Annotated in this window: 13 protein-coding genes; 4 read left to right on the forward strand and 9 right to left on the reverse strand. The window is 73.0% G+C overall.

Going from position 1 to position 22,185, the window contains the following annotated elements; genetic code table 11:
- Positions 1–56 precede the first annotated feature (56 nt).
- From AB0F13_RS17240 to AB0F13_RS17255, 4 genes are all read right to left on the reverse strand, one after another.
- Positions 57–1,628 (reverse strand): PfaD family polyunsaturated fatty acid/polyketide biosynthesis protein, encoded by a 1,572-nt coding sequence (locus AB0F13_RS17240; RefSeq protein WP_362082171.1) that lies wholly within the window; start codon positions 1,626–1,628, stop codon positions 57–59.
- A complete protein-coding gene (locus AB0F13_RS17245) occupies positions 1,625–9,781 on the reverse strand; it encodes a beta-ketoacyl synthase N-terminal-like domain-containing protein (protein ID WP_362082174.1) in 8,157 nt (2,718 codons plus the stop codon). Before AB0F13_RS17245 ends, AB0F13_RS17240 begins: the two co-directional genes overlap by 4 nt.
- Before the next feature lie 109 nt (positions 9,782–9,890).
- Positions 9,891–11,081 (reverse strand): pyridoxal phosphate-dependent aminotransferase family protein, encoded by a 1,191-nt coding sequence (locus AB0F13_RS17250; RefSeq protein ID WP_362082177.1) that lies wholly within the window; start codon positions 11,079–11,081, stop codon positions 9,891–9,893.
- Between the two features lie 386 nt (positions 11,082–11,467).
- Entirely contained in the window at positions 11,468–11,761 is a 294-nt protein-coding gene (locus tag AB0F13_RS17255; protein ID WP_362082180.1) for a hypothetical protein, read from the reverse strand.
- A gap of 145 nt (positions 11,762–11,906) precedes the next feature.
- Between AB0F13_RS17255 and AB0F13_RS17260 the strand changes: the two genes are divergently transcribed.
- Positions 11,907–12,275, forward strand: coding sequence for an ArsC/Spx/MgsR family protein (locus AB0F13_RS17260; RefSeq protein ID WP_362082182.1), 369 nt, complete (start codon positions 11,907–11,909; stop codon positions 12,273–12,275).
- Between the two features lie 84 nt (positions 12,276–12,359).
- On the opposite strand, the gene AB0F13_RS17265 is transcribed toward AB0F13_RS17260, so the two are convergent.
- Positions 12,360–13,982, reverse strand: a complete 1,623-nt coding sequence (locus tag AB0F13_RS17265) for a trypsin-like peptidase domain-containing protein (RefSeq protein ID WP_362082185.1) — start codon at positions 13,980–13,982, stop codon at positions 12,360–12,362.
- 316 nt (positions 13,983–14,298) lie between these two features.
- A complete protein-coding gene (locus AB0F13_RS17270) occupies positions 14,299–16,164 on the reverse strand; it encodes an ABC transporter ATP-binding protein (protein ID WP_362082188.1) in 1,866 nt (621 codons plus the stop codon).
- Between the two features lie 240 nt (positions 16,165–16,404).
- Between AB0F13_RS17270 and AB0F13_RS17275 the strand changes: the two genes are divergently transcribed.
- Positions 16,405–16,896 carry a VOC family protein gene (locus AB0F13_RS17275; RefSeq protein WP_362082191.1) on the forward strand — a complete coding sequence of 164 codons (492 nt, stop codon included), beginning with the start codon at positions 16,405–16,407 and terminating at the stop codon, positions 16,894–16,896.
- A gap of 139 nt (positions 16,897–17,035) precedes the next feature.
- Entirely contained in the window at positions 17,036–17,524 is a 489-nt protein-coding gene (locus AB0F13_RS17280; RefSeq protein WP_362082193.1) for an actinohivin, read from the forward strand.
- A gap of 133 nt (positions 17,525–17,657) precedes the next feature.
- Here AB0F13_RS17280 and AB0F13_RS17285 read toward each other — a convergent pair whose 3' ends face one another.
- The 3 genes from AB0F13_RS17285 to AB0F13_RS17295 are packed head-to-tail and all read right to left on the reverse strand — an operon-like array spanning position 17,658 to position 21,052.
- Entirely contained in the window at positions 17,658–19,214 is a 1,557-nt protein-coding gene (locus AB0F13_RS17285) for a 4-hydroxyphenylacetate 3-hydroxylase family protein (RefSeq protein WP_362082196.1), read from the reverse strand.
- A complete protein-coding gene (locus AB0F13_RS17290) occupies positions 19,211–20,053 on the reverse strand; it encodes a TauD/TfdA family dioxygenase (RefSeq protein WP_362082199.1) in 843 nt (280 codons plus the stop codon). Before AB0F13_RS17290 ends, AB0F13_RS17285 begins: the two co-directional genes overlap by 4 nt.
- Before the next feature lie 30 nt (positions 20,054–20,083).
- The gene (locus AB0F13_RS17295; RefSeq protein ID WP_362082202.1) at positions 20,084–21,052 is read right to left on the reverse strand and encodes an isocyanide synthase family protein; all 969 of its coding nucleotides are present in this window, start codon (positions 21,050–21,052) and stop codon (positions 20,084–20,086) included.
- Between the two features lie 97 nt (positions 21,053–21,149).
- Here AB0F13_RS17295 and AB0F13_RS17300 point away from each other — a divergent pair, with 97 nt between their 5' ends.
- On the forward strand, positions 21,150–22,106 hold the full coding sequence (locus AB0F13_RS17300) for a LysR family transcriptional regulator (RefSeq protein ID WP_362082205.1): 957 nt from the start codon (positions 21,150–21,152) through the stop codon (positions 22,104–22,106).
- Positions 22,107–22,185: the final 79 nt, after the last annotated feature.

A 22,185-nucleotide genomic window follows, 5' to 3' on the forward strand; every position in this document is an offset into this window, starting at 1 on the left:
AACACGTCAGGAAGATCGCCCACCGGAGGCGAATGGCCCCCGGTGGGCCACCCTCGTCAGGACAGCGGCGCCGGCACGTAGTCCAGGCATCCGGCGGGCAGGCGGACCCCGGCGTGCTGCAGCGCCGCGGCCCGGGTGTGGAAGGCCGCCCCGTACAGCAGGTGGTGGGCGACGTCGGCGATCCGCCGGTTCCCGGGCTCGGCGAGGTAGGTGTCGCGGACCCAGTCGTTGAAGCCGCCGAGCGCCGGCCCGGCCCATATCTGGTAGTCGGCGGCGCGCTCGGGGTCGCCGGTCACCGCCCACTTCGAGGACAGCCCGAGGTACCAGCGGAAGGTGAGCGCCATGCGCCGCTTCGGGTCGGCGGCGGCCCGTTCGACCACGCCGGGGTCCCGGGCGGCGAAGAAGCCGACGACCTCCGCCCAGACCTCTTCGAGCGGCCGGCGGAAGATCTGGCCCTCCAGCCAGGCGCGGTCGTCCGCGGTGAGCTCCTCCAGCCCGCCGCAGCTCTCGTACATCCGGCGCAGCCGGCGGGCGCGCTGCGGGAACATCGTGCCCCTGCGCAGGACCTGCACCTGCGCCCCGAGTTCGAACTGGTAACCGGAGGGGGCCATATCGAAATCACTGACCCCCGCGGTCGCCAGCAGCCGCCTGGTCCGCTCCGCGGTACCGGCCTCGACGCAGGCCTGGTTGACCGAGCCGGTCACCACGTAGTCGGCGCCGAGCGCGAGGGCCGCGGCCACGGCCCGCGGTGTGCCGATGCCGCCGGCGGCGCCGAGCCGCACGAGCGGCAGGTTCGGGTGGCGGCGGTGCAGTTCGTCCCGCTGCCGGGCCACCACGGGCAGCAGTGCCGACAGGGGCCGCCGGTCGGTGTGGCCGGCCGAGTCCGCCTCCACCGTGAGGTCGTCCGCCATGGGCATCTCCCGTGCCAGTCCGGCCTGTTCGGCGGTGATCAGCCCCTGCGCGAGGAGGCCGGCGACCAGGTCCTCGGGCGGCGGCAGGAGGAAGCGCCCGCACACCTCGGGCCGGGACGCCTTGGCGATCACCCGGTTACCGGCGTACGCGCGGCCGTCGGGGCCCCGGCGCAGCCCGGCGACCCGGTAGCGCACCAGGTGCGGGGTCAGGTCGAGGTAGGCCGAGGCCTCCACGCAGCGCACCCCGTGGTTCAGGAACAGCTCCACGACCGAGCGTTCCAGCGCCTGCTCGGTGGGGGTGTGGAGCAGGCTGACCGCGTAGGGCCGGGCGGGAAGGCGGGTGCCGAGCCGCACCAAGGCGCTTCGCACGGCGTCCGGGGTGAGCCCGCCCGCGCCGAAGACGGCGAGGAAGCCGGCCCGGGCCGCGGCGGCGACCAGGCCGACGGAGGAGATCGCCCCCGCCATTCCGCCCGCCATGTAGGCGGTGTCCGTCCCGTGCGCGGCCCGGAAGTCCGGTGAACCGAGGGCCCGGGGCGGCAGCGGCCCGAGGGTGGCGAGGACCCGCCGGCCGGGCACGGGGTCCAGGCTGACGGCGGGGCCGGCCGGCGCGGCGATCACATGCACGGCCCGGTCCAGCCGGGCGAGCAGCAGCCGTATCCGGTCCGGATCGGTGGCGAGGGGCCCGGGGCGGGTCCGGTCACGTTCGCGGGTCTTCATCGCTCCCCCAGGTGCGTGGCGACGGCGAGGTCGGTGAACTCGTAGATGCGCAGCGCTCCGTTCCACACGCTGCCGTCCGCGATGACGAGCGAGGCGTCGCGGATCTCCTTGATGTGCAGGTCCAGCACCAGTTCGCGGTCGTGGGGCAGGATCTGCCCCCGGTAGCGCCAGGTCATGGGCACGCCGACGGGCAGCGTGAACGTCACGGGCCCCGGCCCGGCCGCGGCCCCGGTGCGTGCCGCGAACTCCCGCAGGGCCCGCAGCGCGGCCTCCACCCCGAGGGAGCCGGGCATCACCGGGTCGCCGTGGAAGTGGCACGGGAAGTACCAGTCGCCGGCGTCGATCGGGCGGTGCGCCCGTACGTGGCCGAGCCCGTGGCGGCCGCCGTCGCGCACGATGTCCACGTGGTCCACCAGCCGGAGGCGGTCACCGGCGGTCCCGGCGGCCGCCGCCCGTTCGACGGCGGCGCCGGGTCCGGCCTGCCACGGCGGCACCCGCTTCCCGCCGTCCAGGCCTGCCTGTTTGGCGAGTGTCCCGGCGTTGAAGTACCCGAACAGCGACTCGCCGCGGTAGAAGTCCTCGCCGTCGGCGGAGAGCCGGTAACGGAAGGTCTGCAGCGTCGCGCCGGGGATCTGGCGGGTGGACAGCAGCTCGGACTCCTGGCGGATGGTGCGGCCGCGCAGATCGGCCTCGCGCAGCAGCACTGCCGTTCCGTCGAGGTTGCGGATGACGAGGTCCTCGTCCGGCGTCAGCAGGCTCGCGCCGAGGTAGTAGCCGGTCAGGACGGCCGACTGAAGGGAGCTCTCCTGCAGCACGCAGTACGGCATGCCGGGCTGCGCGGGGTCCTCGTAGTACCAGGCGTCCGGCGGCGAGTCGTACTCGGTGATCATGCGGGCGCCGCTGAGCTGTCCCCGCTCGCCGGTGAACTCCATGATGCGGTCGACGAACCGGAAGTCCCCGTTGGGAATGCGCGGGGCCTGACGGCCCCGGTAGACGGCGAACTCCGGGCCCATCGCCAGGCTCAGGTCGCCCTGGGCCAGATGGGCCAGGTGCAGCTCGTTGGCCAGCGCCGGCTCGCCCGCCGCGTTGCGCCGGCCCAGGAGGCGGGCGGGGCGCCCGCCCTTCTCGATCCGGCAGGGTGTGCCGGGCTTCTCCCGTACCTGCACGGCGAGGTCGCGCAGGCTCAGGATCGGCTTGTCGCCGTCGTGCACCATGACGTCGGCGACGACGGTGGGCCGGGGCAGCATCGTGATGCCGGTGACGTCCGCGACGTAGCGCAGCTCGCTCGTCCCCGGTCCCACCTGGCCGCGCAGCGTGCAGTGGGTGCGCTGCCCGGGCGCGGGCTGGAACTCGGCGTCGGGGAAGACCAGGTGCAGGCCCAGGGAGAGGGCGTACACCTGGAGCAGCTGTGCGGCTCCCTCCAGCATCAGCGTGCCGGGCATGACCGGGTCGTCCGGGAAGTGGCAGCGGAAGTACCAGTCGTCGGGTGTGACGCGGCGGGTGGCGGTCAGCCGGCCCAGTGCCCGCGGGCCGCCGGTGCGGTCGATCCCGGTCACCGCGTCCAGCATCAGGGCCTGCCCGGCGGGCAGGCGCACGGACGGGTTGAGCGCGTCGGCCGTCCGGTCCCAGGCGGGGCCGAACACCGCCGCCGGGTCGCCCGCGGCGAGGAGTTCGAGGTCGGCGCGGGTCAGCTCGGTGCGCCCGGTGCGGGCCAGGGGGGTGAACACGGCGCGGGTCATCTCCTGCCGGCGCCGCTCGTCGAGCCGGGTCGGCACGATGCCGAGGGGGTCGGCGAGTTCGGCGTCGGTGAAGAAGCCGGCGCAGTTGTCCAGCATCTCCAGGAACAGGGCCGTCCCGCGGTAGCCCCGGCAGTCGAAGAAGAACAGCAGCTTGTCGTCCTGCCGGACCAGCCTGCTGATCTCCAGCTCGTAGCGGACGGTCTCGCCGGCCCGGGGCAGGTCCCCGTGGAAGACGGTGCTGCCGCCCAGCAGCCGGTACCTGCGCCGGCCCTTGTCCTGCAGGTCGACGCCCATGTAGCCGATGAGCACCACGCTGGCCTGCGCGGCCTCCAGGGTCGTGCACAGGGCGGCCCGGCCGTCGACGGCGAAGGCGTCGTCAGGGACGTCGTACTCGACGGTGATGCCTGACGGTTCGAGGACACCGGTGGTGGCCCGCAGCGCGGTGACCCGGGACAGGACCAGGTACGGCGGCCCGGGCAGCCGAAGCCGTCGCGGGAGCGCGTCGGCTTCGGCGAAGGCCGGCCCGTAGACCTTGGCGACGCTGCCGGTGGCCAGCTCCAGCAGGTCTTCGCGGCCCCACACCACGGGTGCGGGGCGCTCGACGAGTTCGACGTCGTGCAGCTCGGCCAGGACCTCTCCACGGGCGTCGGTGGCGACCACCGAGCAGCGGGCGCCGGCGGCGGTGGGCCGGACGTCCTCGACGGACACGGCGAACGGGGCCCCGGACGGCAGCGGCCGGTGTGCTGTGAACCGGCCGATCCGGCTCGGCAGCGCCCTGACGCCCTTGCGCCGGTGCAGCCACACCAGGGGTGCCTGGAGCAGCTGGTCGCTGAGCACGGGGCTGTGCCGGGGCGTCGCGCAGTTCCCGTCGCCCAGGCGGCTGTCGGCCAGTTCGCACAGGAAGGTCATGTCCTGGCCGTCATCGGCGAGCAGCCGGCGGATGCCGCGCAGTGCGGGCCCGTGGAACAGGGCGCCGTCGGCGTACGGGTCGATCGCTTCGCCGCCGTCGAAGGCGGGGACCGCCCTTTGGCGCGGCGGGGGCGCGGCCGGGTCCCCGGTGTCCAGTACGGCGCCGTAGCGGGGCCGCGCCTTCTCGTCGCGGACCGTGACCCGTACCCCGCCCTGCGGGTGCGGGGTGAACGCGAAGACCAGTGCGGCGGGCCGGTCGCGGTCGTCCACGACGCCCTTGAACACGGTGATGTCGCGCACCGCCGTCACCGGCGTGGTCGGCAGGATCTGCCCGGCCACGTCGAGCACGGCCCCGAGGAGGGCGGTCAGGGGCAGGACCGGGGTGCCGTCGACGCGGTGGTCGGCGAGGACGGGGCCGGTGAGCAGCGAGGCCGCGTCGCGCCGGACGCTCACGCCGCCACCGGGCAACTCCCGCCGGGCGGGCGGTGCCGACAGGGGCGTGTCCGGGCCGATCACGCACACGGTGTCCTCACCTCGCCGCCGGTCGAACTGTTCGACGAACAGCTCGGCTCCGGTGCCGAGGGGGATCAGCGGGATGCCGCGTTCGGTGAACAGCCGGGCCAGCTCGGGAGTGACCATGCCCCCTTCCCACGCGCCCCAGTTCAGCGCGGTGACCCGGGCCGCGGGGTGCGCGTCCTTCAGGGCGACGGCCAGGTGGTTGAGCGCCTCGTTGGCCATCGCGTAGTCGGCCTGGCCCCGGTTGCCGAAGAAGCCGGCCACCGAGGAGAAGAGCACGAGGTGCCGGAGCCGGCCGGTGTCGACGGCGGCCAGGACGGCCTCCAGGCCCAGGAGTTTGGGGCCGAGGACCCGGTCGATGTCCTCGGCGCGCTTGTCGGTGATCAGCTGGTCGGCGAGGACGCCGGCGCCGTGCACCACGCCGGTGATGTGCTCGCGGTGGGGCCGCAGGGCCGTGGCGACCGCTTCGGCGTCGGTGACATCGACCGGCAGATAGGCCACCTCGGCGTCGGCCTGACGGGCCGCCAGCAAGGTGGCGCCGACCTCGCGCTGGGCGAGGATGTCGCGGTGGACGCGCTCGACGTCGCGCGGCAGGACAGTGGCACCGGCCTCGCGGGCCCGGTGGGCGACCGCCGCGCGCAGCCGCCCGGCCGGTACGTCCGCGGCCCAGTCGTGCTCGGCCGTCAGCCGGGTACGGCCGAGCAGGAGCAGGCCCGCGCGGTGCCGCCGGGCCAGCGCGACGGCGCATGCGGCGGTCACTCCCCTGCCGCCGCCGGTCACCACCAGCAGGTCGCCGGGGCCGGGTTCGGGGATACCGGCCGCCGGGCCGGGGCCGCGGCCGGTCAGAACGGTCCGGTGCCGGCCGGCGGCGGCGTCGTAGCGGACCTGGCCGAGGCCCTCGCGCGGGTCGTGCAGCTCGGCCAGAACCAGTGCGGCAGCGGTGGGCGCGTCGAGGGCGGCGTCCAGCTCGACCGCGCGGCAGAACAGGGTGGGTGCCTCGATCGCCAGGGTCCTCACCAGGCCGGCGAGCCCGCCGAGGGCGGCGGCCGCCGGTTCGGCGGATGCCGCGACGACGGTGACGAAGGCGGCCCTGCCGTGCCGGGCGGCCGCCTCCAGCAGCGGCTGGGCGCGCCCACAGAGCAGCAGGGCCTCGCGCAGCAGCGCGCTCGCCGCGCCGAGGCCGTCGGGCCTCTGCGGCGCGTACAGCACGAGGTCCAGCCGGTCCACGCCCGCAGGCACGTCGTCGCCGCGGTGCACGGTCCAGCCTGCGGCGGTCAGTCGCTCGCCGAGCGTCCGGGCCGGCTCCTGGGCGCCGCCCGCAAGCAGCGCCACCGGCTTGTCACGGTAGGCCCCCTCGAGCCGGTCCGGGGCGGTCAGCGGGACCGGCCGCGCGTGGTGCCGCGCCACGCCGGGCCCGCGCTCAGCTTTTGGGTGGCCACCCCCCTCCTGCGCGCCGGTGACGAACTCCACGATGTCGTCGAGGGAGCGCAGTTCGGCCAGCGTCTCGGCGCCGACGACCGCGGTGGCGGGGAACCGCTCGCGCAACGTGCCCATGATCTCGACCCGCTTGATGGAGTCGATGCCCAGATCGGCCTCGATCTCCATGCCGCCGTCGAGCATCTCGGCCGGGTAGCCGGTCTTCGCCGACACGATGTCCAGCAGCTGCTCACGCACCGCCACGCCGTCCGGCCCGCCCGGTTCCGGCGCGGCGGCGGGCGGTGGGGCGGGGGCGTACGGGGGCGGTGGTTGCGCCGCTTCCGGCGGCACCGGCGGTGCGCTCGTCACGGCGGCGAGGAGCGGGCGCGGGCGTACGGGCGGCAAGGCCGCTGCGACGGCGTCCGGCCCGGATCCGGCTTCGGCTTCGGCTTCGGCTTCGGGCAGCTGTGCCGGGAGGGGCGTGGGCGCGGGTGGGCCCGGCTCCAGGTGGGCCAGGCTGCGCAGCGCCTCCTCGTGGCTGCGGCAGATGGCGACGCTGTGCTCGGCCAGGGTGGCGAGGGCGGCGAGCACCGAGTCGCGGACGCCGTGGTGCATCTCCTCGCGGAGCGCCTCGCTGATCCGCTCGGCGATCCGGAACTGCCCGGCGAGGAAGTCCCGGTGCAACGCGAGGTGGCCGGTGCCGCCGGATGCCTCCGCCGCCGGGTCCGGCGCGGGACGGACGGTGTAGCCGTTGTCGAGTGCGTCCTGGTATGCACGTCGGCGCTCGGCCGGGACGTGGTTGGTACCGCTCAACGGAATCGTCATTCCTTTCCTTGCCGCGTCGTCGGCGGCGGTGGTGGCGGTGGGTGCGGCCGGGGTGAAGTCCTTGAGCGGCGCCCCGATGACGGCGAGGCGGGCCACGAGCTGCTTGAGCGCCACGTCGCCGTCCCGGCCGGGGCCGGGGTCGGCGTGCAGCACGGTCACATCGGGCCGGTCGGCGAGGGTCTGCCGCGCCAGGCCGGCCAGCACCGGCTTCGGGCCGAACTCCACGAAGACCCGGAAGCCCTCGGCGTAGAGCTGCTCCAGACGGGGCGCGAAGTGCACCGGGTGCGTCAGCTGCCCGGCGAGGACCTTGCGGTTGGCCTCCGGGTCGGCGCCGTACTGCGCCCCTTCGGTGTTGGCGTGCACGGGGAGGCGGGGTGGCCGGAGGTCCGTCCGGGAGAGCGCGTCGGCGAACTCCCCGGCGGCGTGCGCCACGTGGCGGGTGTGGAACGCGGCGGCCACCGGCAGGCCTTGGGCCGGCACGCCTTCGGCGGCGCAGTGCGCGAGGAACTCCCCCACGGCCTCGGTGCCACCCCCGACGGCCACCTGGGCGGGCGCGTTCAGGCCGCACACCACGACCTCCTGGTGGCCTGCGAGCAGCTCCGCCACGCGTGCCGCGCCGGCGTGCACCACGGCCATCGTGCCGGGGTCGGGCAGCTCGGCGGGACGGCGGGCCATGGCCCTGCCCCGGGCGGCGGCCAGCCGGTGGAAGTCCTCGCCGGTCAGGCTTCCCGCCGCCCACAGCGCCGTCAGCTCCCCGAAGCTGTGGCCCAGTGCGGCGTCCGCGACGAATCCGAGCTCCGCCAGGTAGCGGTACTGGCCCACGGACAGGGCTCCGATCGCCGGTTGCGCGTAGTCCGTCCGGCGCAGCGCGTTCTCCTGTGCGGTCCGGCCTGCCGCGTCGAAAGCGGGCGGCGGGAAGACCACCGGCCCCAGCGGTTCTGCCTCGCCCAGGGCGGCCGCCGCCTCGTCGAAGGCGGCACGCACCTGGGGCACGGCCAGGGCGGTCCGGGCGCCCATGCCCACGTACTGGCTTCCCTGGCCGGCAAAGAGTGCGGCGGTCTTCCCGGGCGGCCCGCCCCGGCGGCGGTAGAAGACCCGGTCGTCCAGCTCGAAGACCTCCGCCGCGAGGTCGGCGCGCAGCCGGGCGAGGGCGTCGGTGCGCAGCCGGGCCAGCTCCCCGGCGCCGCGGGCGACGATCGCGAGCCTGGCGCGGTCCGGTTCGGCGGCGTCCTGGCACGGCGGCCCCGTCATGGCCGCGACGAGCTCCGCGGGAGTGCCGGCGTGCCAGAGGTACACCTGTGCCGTGGCGTGCCGGGCGGCCGGTGCGCCGGCGGCCCGGGAGTGCTCCTCCAGGACGCAGTGGAAGTTGGTGCCGCCGAACCCGAAGGAGGACACCGCCGCCCGGCGCAGCGGGCGCCTGGGCTCGGCGATCCAGGGCCGGCACTCGGTGTTGACGTAGAAGGGGCCGTCGTCGAAGCCGAGGGCGGCCCTGGGGCGGCTCACGTTGATCGTCGGTGGCAGCACCTTGTGGTGCAGGCTCAGGGCCAGTTTGATGAGCCCGGCCGCGCCCGCAGCGCCCTTGGTGTGGCCGATCTGCGATTTCACGCTGCCGATCGCGACGCTGTGCCGGCCGGCCGCGGCCCGCTCGTAGACGCCGCGCAGCGCAGTCAGCTCGGTCAGGTCGCCGACCGGGGTGCCCGTGCCGTGCGCCTCCAGCAGGCCGATCTGCGCGGGCCCGAAGCCGGCGTCGGCGTAGGCCCGTTCCAGCGCGGTCATCTGGCCTTCCCCGCGCGGGGCGTAGATGCTCTTGTGCCGGCCGTCGCTGGAGGCGCCGAGCCCGCGGAGCACCGCGTAGACGCGGTTGCCGTCCCGTTCGGCGTCGGCCAGCCGCTTCAGGGCGAGCATGCCGATGCCCTCGCCGATCAGGGTGCCGTCGCCGTCCTCGTCGAAGGGCCTGATGCGGCCGCTCCTGGACAGGGCGGGGGTCTTGGAGAAGCACAGATACATCAGGATGCTGTTGTCCGCGTCGCAGCCGCCCGTCAGCATCAGGTCGGCGCGGCCGGACAGCAGCTCGTCGACGGCCATCCGCACCGCGGCCAGCGAGCTGGCGCAGGCCGCGTCGACCGTGCAGTTGATGCCGCCGAGGTCGAAGCGGTTGGCGATGCGGCCGGCGACGACGTTGCCGAGCAGACCGGGGAAGGCGTTCTCCTCCCACGGCACGAAGGCCTTGGCGAACCTGTCCGCGATCTCCTCGGCGTCGCGCTCGGTGAGTCCGCAGCTGCGGACGGCCTTCTTGAGCACCGGTGTCTGCAGCCTCGTGGACAGCGGCTGGATGATCGAGTTGGAGCCGGTCACGCCCAGGACGACGCCGGTCCGGGACCGGTCGTGCCACTCGGCGTCCGTACAGCCGGCGTCGGCGAGGGTGTCCCTGGCCACGAGGAGGCTGAGCAGCTGCAGGACGTCGGTGTACTCCAGCGTCTTGGGCGGCAGCCCGAACTCCAGCGGGTCGAAGGGGACTTCGGGCAGGAAGCCGCCGCGAGTGCAGTACGTCTTGTCCGGTGCGGCCGGGTCCGGGTCGTAGTGGTCGGCGACGGACCAGTGCGTGTCCGGGACCTCGCGCAGACTGTCCACACCGTGGACGATGTTGTCCCAGAACCGTTCGATGGTGGCGGCCCCCGGGTACAGCCCCCCGAGGCCTACGATCGCTATCGCTGTGCCGTCGTCGTCTGATGCCGTGGTTACGGGCATCGTTTCCCCCTTGTAGTACTTGGCGTGCTTGGCGTGCTTGGCGTGCTTGCGTGCTTGGCGCGTACTCGGCGTGCGAACGGTGGAGCGTGCGGTGCGCCCGGCGCAGCCGTCAGTCGAGCAGCCCGTGGGCCTCCCCGACCTCCTTCAGGGCGTTCAGCGCGTGGTCGATGTCCTGCGGCCGCATCGCGGCGGTCACCGTGGTCCGGAAGCGGGCGCTGCCGACGGGTACGGCGGGGAACATCGCGGTGAAGACGTACACGCCCCGTCGCAGCAGGTCCCTGGCCATGCGCAGCGCGGTCATCTCGTCGCCGACGCGGATCGGCACGATGGGCGTGCGCGTGCCCATGACGTCGAATCCCAGCTCGGCCAGGCCGGTGCGGAACCGCTCGGTGTTCTCCCACAGCCGACGCATGCGCCAGGGCTCGCGCTGCAGGATGTCCAGGGCCTTGAGCACTCCGGCGACGGTGACGGCCGGCAGGCTCGCGTTGAAGGTGTACATGTGCGAGGTGTGACGGATGTAGTCGATGACGTCGCGGTCACCCGCGATCACACCGCCGACTCCGGCCAGCGACTTGCTGAAGGTGCCCATCCACAGGTCCGGCACGATGCCGAAGTGCTCGGTGGCGCCCCGGCCGGACGGCCCCATGACACCGAGGCCGTGTGCCTCGTCGACCATGAGCACGGCGTCGTGGCGCCGTGCCAGCCGGGCGATCTCGTCCAGCGGGGCCAGGTCGCCGTCCATCGAGTAGACGCCGTCGACCACGACGAAGCGCTTGGCCGCGCCGGCGCTGCGCTCGAGGATGTACTCCAGCTTGGCCGTGCTGTTGTGGGAGAAGATCTTGATGCGGCTCTCCGCCAGCCGGCAGCCGTCCATGATGCTCATGTGGTTGAACTGGTCGGTGATGATGACGGTCTCGGAGTCGCACATGGTGGAGATCGCCCCGAGGTTGGCCATGTAGCCCGAGCTGAAGGTCAGCGCCGCCTCGGCGCCCAGCCAGTCCGCGAGCCGGGACTCCAGCTCCAGGTGCAGTGTCGTGGTCCCGTTGACCAGCCGTGCGCCGCAGTTGCCGGAGCCGAAGCGGTCCAGCGCGCTCTTCATCGCCCGGGTGATCGCGGGGTGCCCGGCGAGGCCGAGGTAGTTGCTGGTGCTCAGTACGAGCACATCGGTGCCGTCCAGCTCGGTCCGTACGTCCTGGCCCGCGGCGAAGGCCGGCTCGAACGGGTAGAGGCCGCGTTCCCGGACGTCGCGCACCAGCTCCAGCATGGAGGCCATGGTCTTCCCGTACGCCTGCGAAATCATGTCCCCAGGCTGCCGCCCGCCCCCGGGCCCCACTACGGGAGGAACCCTGGGATGTGCGGACCCCAGGGGTGCGCGCCCGCGGGGCTGTTCGGTCGGCTTGGGCGAGCGCCGCGGGCGGCGGCCCCCGAACTCACGGTCGAGACACCGTTTCTCCATGCCCCGTACGGGCGACACGGTGCTTGTGGGGCCGCGGGCGGGGGCAGGCGTGATACGTCAGAGCCGATGAACGGATAAGAGGTACTTCATGCGCCGCACCGCCGTCATGACCCTCGGAACCGCCGCAGTCCTCGGTCTGCTCGACGGCTCGGCGAGGAATCGCTGCCGGCCGGTCCCCTCCCAGCCTCCCCGGCGGGAAGGGGACCGGTGCTGCGAGCGGGAGGCGGCGGTCAGGAACCGCTGCCGTGGCGCATGAGCATGAGGGCGCGCACCATCCGGCAGGTGGCGTCGGAGGGCGGGCGCACGCCGATCTGGACGGCGACGGTGCGTATCCGGCGGTTCGTCGCCGTCCGCGGACGGTAGACGCCCGAGTGGAGCAGGGCGATGACCAGGCGCATCGCCTTCAGGCGGCGGTTGTGCGACTCGTACCAGTCCCGCGGCCGCCCGGCGGGCAGGCGCTTCTTCGGCAGCGTCGCCACGCTCGGCAGGTCGGGAAGGGGACAGGGTGTTACGGCTACGGCCATCGGCATCCTCCTGACGCGGTCCTGCGCTTGTTCTGTGCTCTTCCGTGCTTTCCGTGCTTTTCCAACTCCCCCCATTTTACTGCCGGGCACTGACAACGGCCCTGGTCAGCCTCCGTTGAACGGGGCTCGCGATACGGTGGGGGCCATGGAGATCTGGATCAACCCGGCCTGCTCGAAATGCCGCAGTGCCATCGGCCTGCTCGACGCGGAGGGCGCCGACTACACCGTCCGCCGCTACCTCGAGGACGTGCCGGACGGCGACGAGATCCGTGCCGTGCTCGACCGGCTCGGTCTGGAGCCGTGGGACATCGCACGGACGCAGGAGGCCCAGGCCAAGGAGCTCGGCCTCAAGGACTGGCCGCGCGAGGCGGGCGCGCGCGACCGCTGGATCGCGGCGCTCTCGGAGCACCCGAAGCTGATCCAGCGGCCGATCATCACCGCGGACGACGGCTCGGCACTGGTGGCCCGCACGGACGAGGCGGTGCGGGAGGCCCTGTCCCGCTCCGCGCACTGACCGCACGCCGCCGGCCGCGCGCTTCCGCGGGGAAGTGCGCGGCCGGCGGGCACCGGCGGTGCGGCGCCCGTACGGGCCCGGTGGTCAGCGAGTCGCCGACGGCACCGCGAAGGTGGCCGGCGGCGTGGCGTTGCCGGCGCTGTCGGAGCCGATGGCGCAGTACGTCCAGGGGCCGTCGGCGGCCCGCAGGGTCGTGGGGATGCCGAGGTAGTCGCGGTATCCCGTGGTGTCCGCGCAGTCCGTGGTCGCCCGGGGCCCGTACTTGACCTTGTAGCCGGTGATCTCCCAGGGCGCGTAGCCGGGCCGGACCCAGTAGAAGGCGTCCTCGCCGTCGAACAGCTGGATGTCGGCCTTCGGGGCCACGGACGGCGGGGTGTTGTCGACGCGCGCGTAGGCGTAGGACGGGTGCTCCAGGGACTTCGCCCAGTCGTCGCCCTTCAAGGTGGCGTCCGGTCCGCCGGCCACGCACAGCACGTACAGGTTGTCCTGCGCCGGCAGGAGCTCCTTGTGATCCAGGCCCGCGGAGGTCAGCCGCCGGGGCGTGCCGTAGCCGTCGGGCCTGGTGCAGTCGACGACGCCGAACGGGCCGCTCTTGAACGCGGCGTAGGAGTGGCGCCCGGCGTGGCCCGGCGTGACGTGGGCGTCCCAGCGGGCCGGTCCGTCCGCGGTGTCGCTCCGGGTGTGCTGTCCCTGGGCGGTGACGTTCACCTGTTCACCGCGGTCCAGGCGGCAGCCCTTCTTGTGCAGCCGCAGGACCGCACCCTCCAGGCAGGAGCCGACCGCGTCGACGGGTGTGACGTAGGCGGCGTTGTCCCGGGGCACGACCAGCCCCTTGCCGCTGCCCTCGCAGGGCCGCCCCAGACCGCAGCCGAGGTAGCCGGGGGTGACGATGGTGTTGAGCATCCCGACGAGCCGGCCGGTGTCCCTCGCCGTGGTGACGGGCCCGCCGGAGGAGCCGCCGCTGATGCCGAGGCAGTCGGTACGGGTGGAGTCCCGCCACAGCCAGGTGTGTTCGTGCAGGGCCACGCGCGAGGCCGTGACCTGGCAGGTGGACAGGCGCAGGTACTGCTGCCCCGGCTCGACCCCGTCGGCCGGGGCGTGGGCGGCCCGCAGCGCCGTGCCGGGAGCGGGCCGGTCGGCCGCGAGGGTCCGCGGCGTGACGTTCAGCTTCGCCAGGTCGCCGTAGGTGGCCGAGAGCCGCAGCACCGAGACGTCGATGTCCTTCATCGTCGCGTAGACGATGCGCTCGACGGTGAACTTCTTGTGCTCGGGGGCGTTGTCGTGGAAGTAGGCGGGGGTGAAATCCCACCCCCGGGGAGCAGGCTTGTCGATGACGACGTCGTCGGTGCCCATGGTGTCGTCGGCGCAGTGCCCGTTGCTCAGGACGAGCGCCTTGGCGCCGGGGTCGGGCCTGCCCGGGGCGTGGACGAGTGTGGCGGTGCACGTCGTACCACCGCCGCCGACCAGGCGTCCGGTGGCGCGGAACCGCTTGCCGTCGGGAGACCCGGCGTCGAGCAGCGGCGCGTCCTCGTCCGCGGCGGGCCCGGAGGTTCTGTCCGCCGCCGCGGCCGGCCGTGGGGCGCTGCCGCCGCCCGGTGGCTGCATCGCCTGTGCCGGAGCGGGTCCCCATATCAGCCCTGCGGCGATGAACCCGGACGCGCCCGCCGTCAGGGCGGCTCGCCTCCGGATCCGGACAGCACTCTTCACAACGATCCCTCCTCGCTGATGGACGGATGAACGCCCTGACCCTGGCAGAGGCGCTCAGACCGCCGCGAGCGGAAGGATCTTGTTCAGGACGACCACCCGCAGTGACGCGGGAGCGCCATGGGGTACCACGTTCCGAAGGGCACCCGTCCCGCACGGACCTTTGTGCGCACGGAACATCACACCCCGTCACATCGCGGTCCGCGGAAGGTTCGTGGTTGACTCAAACACGCGTGGACGCGGCGCCTGTGCTCTGTGCGGGCCTACGGTCCTGGGCGCGGTCGGACAGGCCGGCCTTGCCGCCCGGGCATGACAGCCGTCACCGCTGGGCCTCCGCGGTCCCGCGGTCGTTCTGCAGCTCCCACAGCTCCCGGAAGAGCCCGGGGGCCTCGACGAGTTCGGTGAAGCCTCCCTGCTGGATGACACGGCCGTGGTCGAGGACGACGATGCGGTCGGCGACGGCGACGTTGGCCAGGCGGTGCGTGACGAGGACGACGGCCCGGTCCTGGGCGGCCTTCCGCAGGCCGGTGAAGATGCGGTGCTCCGCCCGCGCGTCGAGGGCGCTGGTGGGCTCGTCCATGACCAGGAGCCCGGCCGGCCGGTAGAAGGCACGGGCGATGGCGACGCGTTGCCACTGGCCACCGGACAGCTCCACGCCGCCGAACCACTCGCGGGCCAGCAGGGTGTCCAGCCCGCTGCGCAGGTCGTCGATCACCTCGTCGGCGCCCGCGTGCGTCGCGGCGCGCAGGACGGCGGCGTCGCCCCCATGCGGCTGTCCGAGGGTGATGTTCTCGCGGACCGTCATGGGCCAGTGCGCGTAGTGCTGCGGGACGACGGCCGTCCGGGTCCACAGCTCGTGCGGGTCGAGGTCGGTGGTGGGGACGCCGTCCCAGGTCACACTGCCGTCGGTGGGCAGGTACAGGCCGGACAGCAGCTTGCTGAGCGTGGTCTTGCCCGAGCCGTTCTCGCCCACCAGGGCCAGGACCTCGCCGCGGCGCACCTCCAGGCTGACCTTCTCCAGCGCGGGACGGTCCGAGCCCGGGTAGCGGTAGGTGAGCGCCTCGGCCTGCACGGACAGCGGAGCCGAGGGGACAGTGGTGCCGCGCGCCATGCGGTGGCCGCCGGCCTTCTCGATGAACTCGGCCCAGTCGTCCAGATACAGGCCCGTGCGGAACAGGCGCGAGCCGTAGGCCACGGCGCCGCGCAAGGACGAGCCGACCGTACGCAGCGCGAAGACCGCCGTGCCCGCCGAGGCGACGGACATGTGGCCGGTGCCCAGCAGCACCACCAGGGCCGTCCACACCAGCGCGGAGGCCAGCCCGCCGGCCACCGCGCCGAGGAGCGCGTACCGGGCGCCCCGGTGCACGGCCTTGTCGGTCGCGACGTCGATCCGCCGGCCGATCGCCCGGTACCGGCCGAGGAGGAAGTCGGCCATGGTGCAGGAGCGGAGCTGGTCGGCGGGGTCCTTATCGGTCATGTGCCACCGCATGAGGCCCAGGACCCGGCGCTCGCCGCTGAGGGCACGGGAGGACAGGTAGTGGACGCGGGCGCCCTTCACACTGGCGATGCCCTGCGGAAGCGTGGCCAGCAACAGCAGGGGCAGCAGCACCGGGTGCAGCAGCGTCACCACGCCGGCCGCCGCGGCCAGGGAGGCGAGACAGGCCATGAGGTCCTGGGACTCGACGAGCAGGTCCTGCGCGACATCCGCGCCCCGGTCCGCGGCCTCCCGCATGTCGTTGAACCCGGGGCTGTCGTAGGCCGCGAGTTCGGTGTGGATCGCGGCGTCGAGCATCTGCATCTCCGCTTCCCGGGAGATGCGCGGGGCCAGGCGGCTGGAGATGTTGTTGATGACGATGCCGAGCAGCGCGCGGGCGCCGGCGGCCGCGGCGAGGAGGACGAGGGAGGGCAGCGCCTCCCGGAGACGGTCCTGGATGTGGCCGGAGGTGATCAGCGCCGTGATGGTGCGCGTGGTGGCCAGCAGCCCGAACGCCTCGAACGCCGCGGACAGCACCTGGCACGTCAGCAGCAGGACCACGGCGCGCCGGTCCACCCGCCAGCCCAGGGAGAGCGCCTTGCGTACGAGCTGGGGCAGGCGCCTGCTCATCGACTTCGCGGTCAGGGGGCTCTTCTCGAGGACGGTCAGCGTGGGAGAGCGGAACCGTAATTCCTCCGGCGGCTTCTCCATGGCCTCAGCAGACAACTCGCCTCCCGTGATGGATGCACGGCTACCCATTCGGCGTGAGTATGTGCACCATGCCGCACCGGCCACGCGCGCGGGTGGCGAATGACCCGAATACACCCGAAGGTGGGCTCCTGCCCTCCAAGGAACCGGCAGGCCTGCCTCCGCCGACCGGACGGACCGAGGACTGCGCGCACCGGTCGGCGGGGAGGACGAGGCAGACGAGGAAGACGAGGAGGATGCGGCATGCAGAAGATCACGACGTTCCTGTGGTTCGACCATCAGGCGGAAGAGGCCGCCGAGTACTACACGTCCGTCTTCGGGGATTCGCGTGTGGTGGATGTACAGCGGTACGGCGAGGCCGGGCCGGGCGAGCCCGGAACGGTCATGGTGGTCACGTTCGAACTTGCCGGGCAGCGGTTCATCGCCCTCAACGGCGGCCCGCGGTTCACGTTCAACGAGGCCGTCTCCCTGTGCGTCGACTGCGATACGCAGGAAGAGGTCGACGAACTCTGGGCGAAGCTCACCGCGGGCGGGCAGGAGAGCGCGTGCGGCTGGCTGAAGGACAGGTACGGCCTGTCCTGGCAGGTCGTCCCGAGGCGGCTGACCGAGCTGCTCAGCGACCCCGACCCGGTCAGGTCGAACCGGGTCATGCAGGCCATGCTGGGAATGAAGAAGATCGATATCCAGGCTCTGGTGGACGCCTACGAGGAACAGACCGGCGCACGACCGGCATGACCGGCCTGTCCCGCCCGCTCAAGGGCGGGGCGGTGGCCGGTTCACGTCTGCGGGATCAGCCGGGGCTTCCCTGGGAGGGCGCTGGGGTGCAGGCTTCCTGAGCGCTCCCCCACGCAGGTTTCTACTCCGAGGAGAGACTGTGCGACTGAGAAAGCTGATCCCGGTCAGTGGAGCACGCGGGGCCGTCGTCCTGGCGGTGGGGATCGCCTCCCTCACGGCCACGGGAACTGCGACGGCCCTGCCCGTGTCCGAGGGCCAGAGCTCCGGTTCCTCCGGTACCGCCCAGGTCAAAGCCGGGTACACGCTCAGGAACGCCAACACCGGCCGCTGCATCGACGACAGCTACGCGTACGGACTGCGCGCGTTCCCCTGCAACGGGCTCACCTACCAGCAGTGGTACGGGAGCAACGGCGGGTGGAAGAACGTGAACACGGGCCGTTGCATCGACGACAGCTCCGCCTACGGGCTGCGCGCGTACCCCTGCAACGGGCTGAACTACCAGCGCTGGTGGGGCACCAACGGCCACTGGCGGAACGAGAACACGGGCCGCTGTATCGACGACAGCTACGCGTACGGGCTGCGCGCGTTCTCCTGCAACGGGCTGGACTACCAGCGCTGGACCGGCTGACGGTCGAGCCGCTCCCGCGGCCGGGTGAACCGGGCGCAAGCCGGTCGCCGCCCGGCCCCGCCCCCTGATGCACAGAGCGGCCGGCCGCACCGTATCCCGGTGCGGCCGGTGCCATCCCGCCCTCGGCGGAGTCCTACCCGGCGGTGGCCGCGGGGTCCGTGCGCCAGGGGCCCCGGGTCCAGCCCGTCGTGTCGTAGTCGTCCATGCACTCGTGCACGAACGCCTCGTACGCCGCGAGCGCGCCGCGGCCCGTCGCCCACTTCAGCGCGTCCAGCCGCACCTGCTCGCCGTTGCCGGAGTAGTTGCGTTCGTACAGCTCGTGCCGCCCGCCGAACTCGGTGCCGATCGCGTCCCAGATCAGCTTGAAGAGCTTGATCCGGTCGTGGGCGGTGGTGTCCGAGCCGCGGTAGAAGCGGTCGATGAGCGGGCGCAGGTCGGGGTGGTCGAGGTCCCGGACGCTGGAGGGGATCACGAGCGGCGATCCGCCGAGGACGGTCTCGAAGATCTCGTGCACCCGGTCCCAGATCTGCGCGTTGTACATGCGCATCGCCGAGGCGTACTCCAGCTTCGGCAGCACGATGCCGTCCGTGCCCGGCTCGGGGTCCAGGGCCATGGCGGTGGTCAGGCCACGGACCATGTCGCGCATGGTCACCAGCTCGCCGACCGCCGCCTGCACGCCACGGAAGGCGTCGGTGCCGTTGGCCTTCGTGCCCAGCGACAGCAGCCCTGCCATCAGCTCCAGTTTGACGCTCAGCCGGACGCCGGACTGGAAGGTGTAGAGGTTGGCGAAGCCGGACCTGGCGTAGAAGCCGGTGGCCCGCTGGATGTCGCGGTGGACGAGCACGTCCTCCCAGGGGATCAGCGCCCGGTCCAGCACCAGCACGGCGTCGTTCTCGTCGAAGCGGCCGGAGAGCGGGGCGTCGAAGGGGGCGCGGTCCCGCCGGGCGTAGGGGGTGCGGCAGATCAGCTTCACGCCCGGGTTGTCCATGCGGGCGAAGAACACCACCGCGAAGTCCTCCCCCTGACCGGGGGTGAGTGCGGCGGAGGCGACCGGCGCGACGAAGCTCGCGTTGGTGATGGCCGAGCCGGTGGCGAGCATCTTCGCGCCGGAGACCACGATGCCCTCGTCGGTCTCCCGCTCGACGTGCACGAAGACGTCGCGCATGTCGTGGATGGCCCGCTTGCGGTCGGTCGGCGGGTTGATGAGGACGTGGTTGAGGTAGAGGCCACGGCCCGCGAACTCCTGGTACCAGCGCGTCGCGTTGGGCGCGAACTCGCCGTAGAAGCCGGCGTTGGCGGCCAGCCCCGACATGAAGGCGGCCTTGTAGTCGGGGGTGCGGCCCAGGAACCCGTAGCCCATCCGCGACCAGGTGGCGATCGCCTCACGCGCAGCCATCAGCTCCCCGGCGGACCGGCTGGGCTTGAAGAACCGGTGGGTGCGCAGGCCGAAGTCGTCGGTGGCGGTGAGCACGTCCCGCGTCTTCGGCGCGTGCAGGGCGTCGTAGAGCCGTGCCACCGACAGTGCCGAGTTGGCGAACGCGGGGTGGGTGGTGACGTCCTCGACGCGCTCGCCGTCGATGTACACCGCGCGCCCGTCGCGCAGGCTGTCCAGGTATTCCTCGCCGGTCATCAGGGAGCGGGCCGTCCCCGGTGCGGTCCGCTCCCCTGCCGTCGTCGCCCGCGGGCTCATCGGACCAGCGCCGTGTTCTCCATCGGCGGGGTGCCGAGTACATGGACGCGCTGCAGGTGGCGCGGGGAGCGGCTGGCGAAGGCCTCGCGGCCGTGCAGCAGCGTGTAGTTGTCGGCGACCACCACGTCGCCGGTCCGCCAGGCGTGCGCGTACTGGTGGCGCGGGTCGTGCAGCGCCGCCTGCAGGGTGCGGTGGAACTCCGGCAGCCGCTCCTCGCCCACCCCGGTGAACTCCAGCTCGGGGTGGTTGATGAACTCCTCGCCCGGCGGCACCGGCTCGTTGTAGCGGATCACCGGGAAGCCGTCGGGGTGGGTGGTGACGACGGGCGACACGCACTCGCCGGAGTAGTCCGTCACCGCGCGCCGGTACCGGCCGGTGACCTGCTCCCACAGCCGCCGGTGCGCCGGGTCCGCCTGCCGCAGCACGGCCTCGGTCTGGGTGAAGGTGGTCCGGCCGCCGTCCTGGGCACCGGGCGCGTCGACGCAGTGGAAGACCTGGAACTCGGCGACCTGCTCCCGGTACATGCTGTCCCAGTGCAGCGGCACATAGCGGTGGTCGAAGATGTGGTCCTCGGGGTCGTCGTGCTCGACCAGCTCCAGCACGGCGCCGTAGGGCCACATGCCGAGCTCGCCCCAGCGCGCGCTGTACTCGGCGAGCTCTCCGGCCCCGTCGAAGCCCCTGAAGCCGCGCAGCAGCAGGAGGTGGTGCTCGCGGGCCAGCTCGCGCAGCCGGTCCACGGGCAGGTCGCCGACCGGTGTGCCGGGCATGGCGGCGTCGAGGCGGATGCCGAACGGCTCCATCGGGGTGAGCCGGTGACCGCAGAGGTCGCTGGTGGTCATGTGAGGTCCTCCGGTGGGTGGGAAGGGCGGTCAGGCGGCGGTGGCCGCGGGCGCGCTGAGCACGTAGTGGCTCGGCCGTCCCGCGATCCGCACCAGCTCGGCGCCCCGCTCCTCGGCCTCGCTGCGCTTGATGAGCACATGGCCGCCGTCGCCGGTGTCCAGCGCGACGCTGTGCCAGGGGGTCAGCCAGTTGTCCGGGGTCTGAACCAGGTGGATGCCGAGCTTGTCCGCGCCGCAGGCTTGCGGGTGGATGGACAGCCGTACGGCGCCGGGGAACCGGTCGGCGAGCAGATCGCCCCACGCCTTGCTGCGCTGGATGACGACGTAGGCGCGGGCGCGGGCGTCGCGCTGCAGGGCGGAGCGGCTGCCGGTGTACTCGGGGGTGTTGCCGTCCTCGAAGAGGAAGCGGGTGATCGCCCGGTACAGCGGGGCCTCCTCGCCCGCGCGGACCCGCTTGCGCAGCTGCTCCAGGGGTTCGGCGTACCGCTCGGAGAGGATCTCGCGCATCCGGTCGTGGGGGAGCCCGGCCAGTTCGGGCATGTCCTCCAGGTTGAACAGGCCGATGCCGCTCGGCTGCGGCAGGGCGTCGATCAGCGTCTGCATCTCGCGCTGGTAGGCGGTGATGTGCTCGTCCGGTATGCCCACCGCGTCGCTGAAGACGCGCCCGTCGGAGCAGATGAGGATCTCGGCCCCCGGTGCGTACACCTGGCGGATGCGCTCGGTCAGCCCGCTGAGGAATTCCAGCGCCAGCTTCTCGGCCATATCGGGCAGGACGCCCAGCACCTTGGCGGTGTTGGGGGACTTGCCGGGGAACGCGGGCAGCACGAAGCGCACCGGCTCGCCCGCCGCGATGCACCTCTCGACCCGGACGAGGTGGGCATCCCTGCAGGCCGGGCAGGGGGTCAGGGCGCAGCTGCCCGTCCGCTGCCCCTTGCGCTGGTGGCGCAGGACCGGCTCCATGACTCGACGTGCGACGCGCGTGACGTCGGAGTCCGACATCTGTGCCCTCCCGGGATGTGCCGTTCAAGATCTACTAGGCCCACCCTGACAAGAACTGGAAGTTTCAAGTAATCGCATTCGCTCATAGTATCGAGCTATGGACCTGGAAGTTCGCCATCTCAGAGCGGTCTGCGCGATCGCCGACGCGGGCAGCATCACCAAGGCGGCCGCCGCGCTGGGGGTTTCCCAGCCCACGCTCACCACGCAGTTACGGCGGATCGAGCGACTGCTGGGCGGGGCCCTGTTCGTGCGATCGCTCCAAGGGGCCTCGCCGACCGCGCTGGGCGAGTTCGTGCTCGCCAAGGCGCGCTCGGTGCTGCCGTCGATCGACGCGATCCAGCGCGAGTCGGCCCTGCACACCGGTTCCACCGAGGGCCGCCGGCCGCTGCGTTACGTCGCCACGCCGGGCCCGCTCGCGGTGGGGCTGGTGCGCGAGCTCCAGGACCTCTTCCCCGGCGCCCTGCCCACCCTGCGCACCGAGTCGAACCTGTCCACCGCCGCCGACCTCGTGGCCAGCGGACAGCAGGACCTGGCGGCCGTGGTGGAGTACATCCGGCCCGGCTTCGAGCTCCCGTCCGACCTCCGGTCGGCGACCATCGCCACAGAACCGGCCTTCGTGCTGCTGCCCGCCACCCACCCGCTGGCCGCACGTCCCGTCGTCGGCCTGGCCGAGCTGGCCAAGGCCGAATGGACCCTGACGGCCAGCCAGGGCAACGGCCTGTTCGAATCCTTCGCCCTGGCGTGCGCCGAGGCGGGCTTCACCGCGACCGTCCGTCACGACGCCGAGGCCGGCGCGGCCCGCGAACTCATCGCCGACGGGCAGGCGGTGGGCCTGGGACAGGCCACCTTCCGCGGCACACCGGGCATCGTCCCGCGCCCTTTGACGGGCACTCCGCTGCGGATCCGGCACCGGCTGCTGTGGCACCGGCAGGGCGCGCTCGACGCGCACGCACCCGCCGTCGCCGCCCGCGCGGAGCGGGTCTACGCGGCCGCCGTGCGGCGCAGCCCGCACTACCTGGACTGGCTGACCGACCACCAGGCACCCACGTCCTGAGGACGCCCGGCGCCCATGCGGCGCCCATGCGGCGCCTTGGACGCCGCGCCTGCCGCGCGGCGGGGCCGATCAGCTCCAT

Origin of the sequence: Streptomyces sp. NPDC026206 (assembly GCF_040638465.1) — a bacterium.
GTDB lineage: Bacteria > Actinomycetota > Actinomycetes > Streptomycetales > Streptomycetaceae > Streptomyces.

What these genes read in the sequence shown, in the direction of transcription:
- AB0F13_RS17240 (WP_362082171.1), bottom strand. Translation starts at nt 1,628, where the DNA reads ATGAAGACCCGCGAACGTGACCGGACCCGCCCCGGGCCCCTCGCCACC.
- AB0F13_RS17245 (WP_362082174.1), bottom strand. Translation starts at nt 9,781, where the DNA reads ATGCCCGTAACCACGGCATCAGACGACGACGGCACAGCGATAGCGATC.
- AB0F13_RS17250 (WP_362082177.1), bottom strand. Translation starts at nt 11,081, where the DNA reads ATGATTTCGCAGGCGTACGGGAAGACCATGGCCTCCATGCTGGAGCTG.
- AB0F13_RS17255 (WP_362082180.1), bottom strand. Translation starts at nt 11,761, where the DNA reads ATGGCCGTAGCCGTAACACCCTGTCCCCTTCCCGACCTGCCGAGCGTG.
- AB0F13_RS17260 (WP_362082182.1), top strand. Translation starts at nt 11,907, where the DNA reads ATGGAGATCTGGATCAACCCGGCCTGCTCGAAATGCCGCAGTGCCATC.
- AB0F13_RS17270 (WP_362082188.1), bottom strand. Translation starts at nt 16,164, where the DNA reads ATGGAGAAGCCGCCGGAGGAATTACGGTTCCGCTCTCCCACGCTGACC.
- AB0F13_RS17275 (WP_362082191.1), top strand. Translation starts at nt 16,405, where the DNA reads ATGCAGAAGATCACGACGTTCCTGTGGTTCGACCATCAGGCGGAAGAG.
- AB0F13_RS17285 (WP_362082196.1), bottom strand. Translation starts at nt 19,214, where the DNA reads ATGAGCCCGCGGGCGACGACGGCAGGGGAGCGGACCGCACCGGGGACG.
- AB0F13_RS17290 (WP_362082199.1), bottom strand. Translation starts at nt 20,053, where the DNA reads ATGACCACCAGCGACCTCTGCGGTCACCGGCTCACCCCGATGGAGCCG.
- AB0F13_RS17295 (WP_362082202.1), bottom strand. Translation starts at nt 21,052, where the DNA reads ATGTCGGACTCCGACGTCACGCGCGTCGCACGTCGAGTCATGGAGCCG.
- AB0F13_RS17300 (WP_362082205.1), top strand. Translation starts at nt 21,150, where the DNA reads ATGGACCTGGAAGTTCGCCATCTCAGAGCGGTCTGCGCGATCGCCGAC.